Here is a 5,213-nt window from a genome sequence, read left to right as displayed (position 1 = left end):
TGTAGGCATTCAGCCAGTACGCCAGGCGCTCGGGCTCACTCCAGTTATCGTTGGGCAGGTTGTCGCTGAGCGTGGTCAAATAGGTGTTCAATGTGGTGCTATCGGCCTGAAAGCCGGTATAATCGACCATGCCCTGCTCATTTACGTGCTTTTTCAGCAGGGCATCCCAGGGCTCGTGGCTCACGGGGCGACTGTCCTTGGAGGTAGGGTTGAGCGGGGTGAAGTAGCGCACGTAGGCGCAGCCGCTCTGGCAGGCCGAGGTAAACAACAGTAGGCAAAAAACGGCCAGACGGAACATGATTCTCATGGAGGGGAGGTGAAATAAAAAGCAGAATGCGAAGCTTGGGCAGACCTACGAAAACGCCCCCCAAGTGGGTTGACAGAAGCAAAGTAAGGAGTTATACTCAGGACCTGGACTACTAGAGCGGGGTTACCATAATTAAATGCAGGACAGCCATAACTAACCTTCTCTTTTATTGTTTGCTTTCCGCGAAACTCACCAGTATCTCCTTCAGTAAAGAAGTGAACGAGTGCGATGAAAGTGAATGCAGCTTAAATCACGTATTCGTTTTACCCCGCAATCCGCTCGCGGCCTGACCGCGTAGTTTGTCTTTATCACGCCCCCATGGGCTCTTTCCCCCTCCCCCTTTTTTATGCATCTTACTTCTACCCTTTATCAGCGCTTGCTGCCGGGTGCGGCTCTTGTGTGCCTGGCCGTAGCGCCTACGCTGGCCCAGGATACGGCGGGCCGCGTGAGTGGCCAGATCCGCGACGCCAGCGGGCAAGTGCTACCGGGCGCTACGGTAGTGCTCCAGCCTTCGGGCAAAAGCACTGCTACCGATGCCCAAGGCCAGTTTGAGCTGACCGGTGTGCCAGCCGGCACCTATACGCTCACGGCTACGTTTCTGGGCTACCGCGCCGCCACTCAAACCGTAATGCTGGATGGCTCCCAGGCGGCCGTAGTTAATGCCACGCTGGCTGCTGACGCGCTGAATCTGAACGACGTAGTGGTGACGGGCACCTTCAATCCCCAAACCAAGCTGGAAAGCTCGGTGGCCGTAACTACGCTCACCAACCGCCAGATTCAAACTCGGGTGTCGCGCGGCACCGCCGACCTGCTCATGGCCGTGCCGGGCTTTCGGGTGAACTCCGACGGCGGTGAGGCGGCTAATAGTGTGTCGCCCCGCGGCCTGCCCTCCAATGCGGAGGCCGGTTTTGGTTTTTTGCAGCTCATGGAAGATGGTTTGCCCATTCTGGAAGCCGGCTCCCTGACGTTTGCCAAAACGGACATTCACTTTCGCGTGGATGAAACCATTGACCGACTGGAAGTGGTGCGGGGTGGCTCGGCGGGCATTTTTGCCAATAACGCACCCGGCGGCATTGTCAACTTTCTGAGCAAAACCGGCAGTGGCCCCAAGATTGGCGGTATTGTGCGCCTCACCGGCGGCGACCAGGGTTTCTACTCCGACCGCAAAGGCCTGGCCCAGCTCGGCGGCTTGCAGCGCATAGATGCTAACGTAGGCGGGCCTATTGCCGGCACACCTTTCCGGTTCAACGTCGGCGGCTTTTACCGCTACGATGTGGGCGTGAAGTACGCGGGCTTCCCGGCCAACGTGGGCGGCGGGGTAAAAGCCAACGTGACGTACAACCTGAAAAACGGCTACGTGCGCCTCTACGGTAAGTACCTCAATGACCGGGTAGCCTACTACACCAGCATTCCGTACCAGAACCTCAACGACCCGGAGCGCATTCCGGGCGGGCCCGACCTGCGCCGCGGCACTATGTATTCGGAGCATCAGCGGCGCACCAGCATCCCAAATCCGTTTAGCAACGGCGAAGGCCGTCTGGACCGGGATTTGGCCAATGGTCAGCATACCCGCTATAAGGCCATCAGCTCGGAGGTATTTTTTGATCTGGGCAACGGCTTCACGCTCACCGACAACGCCCGCCTGCTCGACGCCAACCTGAGCACCGATGGCGTGTACGACATTCAGCCGCCCGTGCTGGGAACCTCGTTTGCGGCCCAGTACCGCGGCTTGGCTCCTTTTGGTGTCCAGGTAAATGCCCCCCGCTTCTCCTACGCCGACGACCCTACGAATACGCCCATTGATATTGCCTCACTGAATGGCAACGGCCTGGTAAACATTGCGGGCATCTTTCCCGACGATAAGCCGGCTACCAACGCAATCAACAATCTGCGTTTGCAGAAAACGGTCGGGCAGCACCAGCTCACTGCTGGTTTCTACGCCAGCCGCTATACCATTAAGGAGCGCCTGAGCTACAACCTGGTGGTGCAGGAAGTAGCCGACCGGCCCCGCCTGCTGAACCTGAGCTTCCCCACGGCTGGACCCTTATTTGGCGGTCAGCCTATTGAGGTTACCAATAACGGCTTCCTGTTCTACAGCTTCGGCGACGGTATTTTGTTTAACTCCACCAATACCACCCAGGTGCTGAGCTATTACGCCGGCGACGAGTGGAAGATCAGCGACAAACTGCGCCTCGATGGCGGCGTACGACTGGAAACTACCCACGCGGAAGGCAGCTCGCCTAAAACGGCTATTCTCAATAATCCGGATGCTACGTTTACCCGCTTCGTAGGTCCCCCTACCGCAGCCAACCGCTTCGGCGGCTCCAATGGTGGTCTGGACGGGCAATACCGCACGTTCTACGACAACCGCTTCTTGCAGAATACCAACGAGCTGCGCGAGTGGAGCTTCCGCTTTAGCACGCTGAACTACTCGCTGGGGGGCAATTATAAATTCTCCGACAAGCTGGCGACATTTGCCCGCTTCAGCAACTCCGGCGTGGCGCCCTCCAACGACCAGTTTGCCTACGGTGCCGACCCCAGCGACGCTACCGGTAACAGCACGCTACGTGGGGGCGTACAGCGCGTTATTCAGGCCGAAGTAGGCGTGCGCGTAGCTACCGACAAAGTAAGTCTGGCCGTGGTGCCTTTCTACAGCGAAAACAACAACATTCCCTTCACCATCCAACTTTCCAACCCCAACGGAGGCTTTAGCCTGACCCAGGAGCGCGGCAAAGTAGACAACCTGGGTGTGGAGCTGGAAGGCACTTACTCGCCCGTGGCCGGCCTCACCCTGCGTGGTATCGGCACGGTGCAGCGTCCCCGCTTCGTCGACTTTAACTTTGTCGACAACAAAGGCACCAGCGCTGTCCTCACCGACGACGAGGTAATCGACTTCAAAGGCAACCGCCTCGAAGACACGCCCGACCTGCTTCTGGAAGGTGGCGCCGAATACAGCTTCAAGGGCTTTGATGTATTTGCCAACTACCGCTGGTTCGGCGAACGGTACGCCAACAAGCGCAACACCATTCAGTTGCCATCTTATGGAGTTGTATTTGCCGGCCTCGGCTACAATTTCGGTGGCACGCTGCAAGGCGTACAGCTGCGCGTGCAGGCGTCCAACTTGTTCAATACTTTAGGCTTCGGCGATGCCGCTGCCCGCAACGGCGAGAATCTGTCGAAGGAAATTCTGGAAACGCAAGACGCTAATGGTCGCACCCGCGCCGAAAACAGCTACAACCTGGTTCGTCCTATCCTACCCCGCAACATCACGGCCAGTGTGGGCTATGTATTTTAAATCAAAAAGCTACATGTCTATAAAAGGCGGTCATGCAGAGCAAAGCGAAGCATCTCGCTCGCTGACACACGAGCAGTAATCTTACTAAACACGCGAGATGCTTTGCTTTGCATGACATTCTCTTACACAAGAAAAAGCCCCCCAGAATCATCTGGGGGGCTTTTTTATTATATAATGTTTCGCACAACTTCACCATCTCACCACTCACTATCTCATTTAATTATTGGGGCGCGCTTAAACTCCTTTTCCCGGTCAAACAGATACCGGAACGTGGCGTGCGTGCGCCAGATTTTGCCGCCAATCTGTTTGGCTACGGCCATCATGCGCGGGTTGAAGTCACCAATCCAGTTCATCACAAAGTCCTCGTACTGCACTTTGCTGCGGTCCTGCACCACCTTCGAAACGGCCAGTACCATGGCGGCTTCCACGCCCCGGCGCTGATGGGCGGGCGCAATACCGAAGGCAATGCCGGTGAGCGTGCGCACTGAGCCACGCCAGCGGTAGTAGGCAAATTTGAGCTTACCCAGCCAGTTAAGGTTGCCGTTCACGTGCTTAAACAGCTCATTCAGCTCCGGCAGCGCAATAAAGAATCCCACTGGCTCACCTTCATAATACGCAAACCAACAGCCCTTCTCGTCGATAACCGGGCGTAGCTTTTTCATGATGCTGCGCGACTGCTCAGGGCGCATTTCCTTCACCCCATCGTGCTTGACCCAGGCTTGGTTGTACACCACCCGAAAATCCTCGGCGTACTTCTCCAGATTCTTCAGGCGCATGTGCTCGAAGGTATACTTCGGGTTTTGAAACATGCGCTGCGCCTTCTCCTGATACTCAGGCTCAAGCGGATCGGCTACCTTGCGGAAGTAGGTGTACTGCTCAAAATACACCTGAAAGCCGTACGCTTCCAGCAACCGGCGGTAGTACGGCGGATTATAGTTCTGTCCGTAGAGCGGCGCCCCGAAGTTGTCGATGAGCAGACCCCACCACTGGTCCCGGTCGCCGAAGTTGATGGGCCCGTCCATGGCTTCCATGCCGCGCTCGGCCAACCAGATGCGGCAGGCATCGAATAGCGTGTTGGCGGCCACTTGGTCATCGATACAGTCAAAAAAACCCATGCCGCCGGTGGGCTGGTCAAAGGTGCGGGCCGTACGCTTATTGATAAAGGCTGCTACTCGCCCAATTGTCTGCCCCTGAGCATCCTGTAACAGCCAGCGCGTCAGTTCACCGGCCCGGAAATACTTATTTTTCTTAGTATCAAATACCTGCTCAATATCCTTGTCGAGCGGACGAATGTAGTTGGGATCGGAGCGATACAGGCGCACCGGAAACTCCCGAAACTCGCGGGCGTGCGCGGGCGTCGAAACTTCTATGAGGTGTTGCGGAACAGTCAAGGAGTAAGAAATTGAGGTGAGCGGCTACTTTAGCATAGCACGAAGTTGTCAAATTTAGCTCCTCCAGGCAACATTGTTTCCGCTGGGCTCCGATCTCGCGACAGGTAGTGCCCGAACTTAGGCTTAAGAAACTATTCGTCCGCAGAGGTATCTGTTGCCGTCATCCACTTGCATCCGTTACGGCCTAGCTCTCGCCTTTCCTTCGCCATGGTGAGCACCC

2 protein-coding genes and 1 pseudogene are annotated in these 5,213 nt (G+C 56.6%); 1 reads left to right on the top strand and 2 read right to left on the bottom strand.

Annotated features, from left to right (window positions below):
- A pseudogene (locus MKZ35_RS23450) lies at positions 1-307 on the bottom strand (DUF547 domain-containing protein); the annotation flags it as partial.
- A 346-nt stretch (positions 308-653) separates the two neighbouring features.
- On the opposite strand from MKZ35_RS23450, the gene MKZ35_RS23445 reads away from it, so the two are divergent.
- A complete protein-coding gene (locus MKZ35_RS23445) occupies positions 654-3,602 on the top strand; it encodes a TonB-dependent receptor (protein ID WP_482515632.1) in 2,949 nt (982 codons plus the stop codon).
- Positions 3,603-3,814: 212 nt separating this feature from the next.
- On the opposite strand, the gene MKZ35_RS23440 is transcribed toward MKZ35_RS23445, so the two are convergent.
- Complete coding sequence (locus MKZ35_RS23440; RefSeq protein WP_482515631.1) at positions 3,815-4,993, bottom strand: hypothetical protein; 1,179 nt, start codon at positions 4,991-4,993, stop codon at positions 3,815-3,817.
- Positions 4,994-5,213 lie beyond the last annotated feature (220 nt).

This window comes from Hymenobacter sp. R533113 (genome assembly GCF_056835965.1).
Note: the sequence above shows the minus strand (reverse complement) of the source record. Positions and strands in the feature narration are given on the sequence as shown.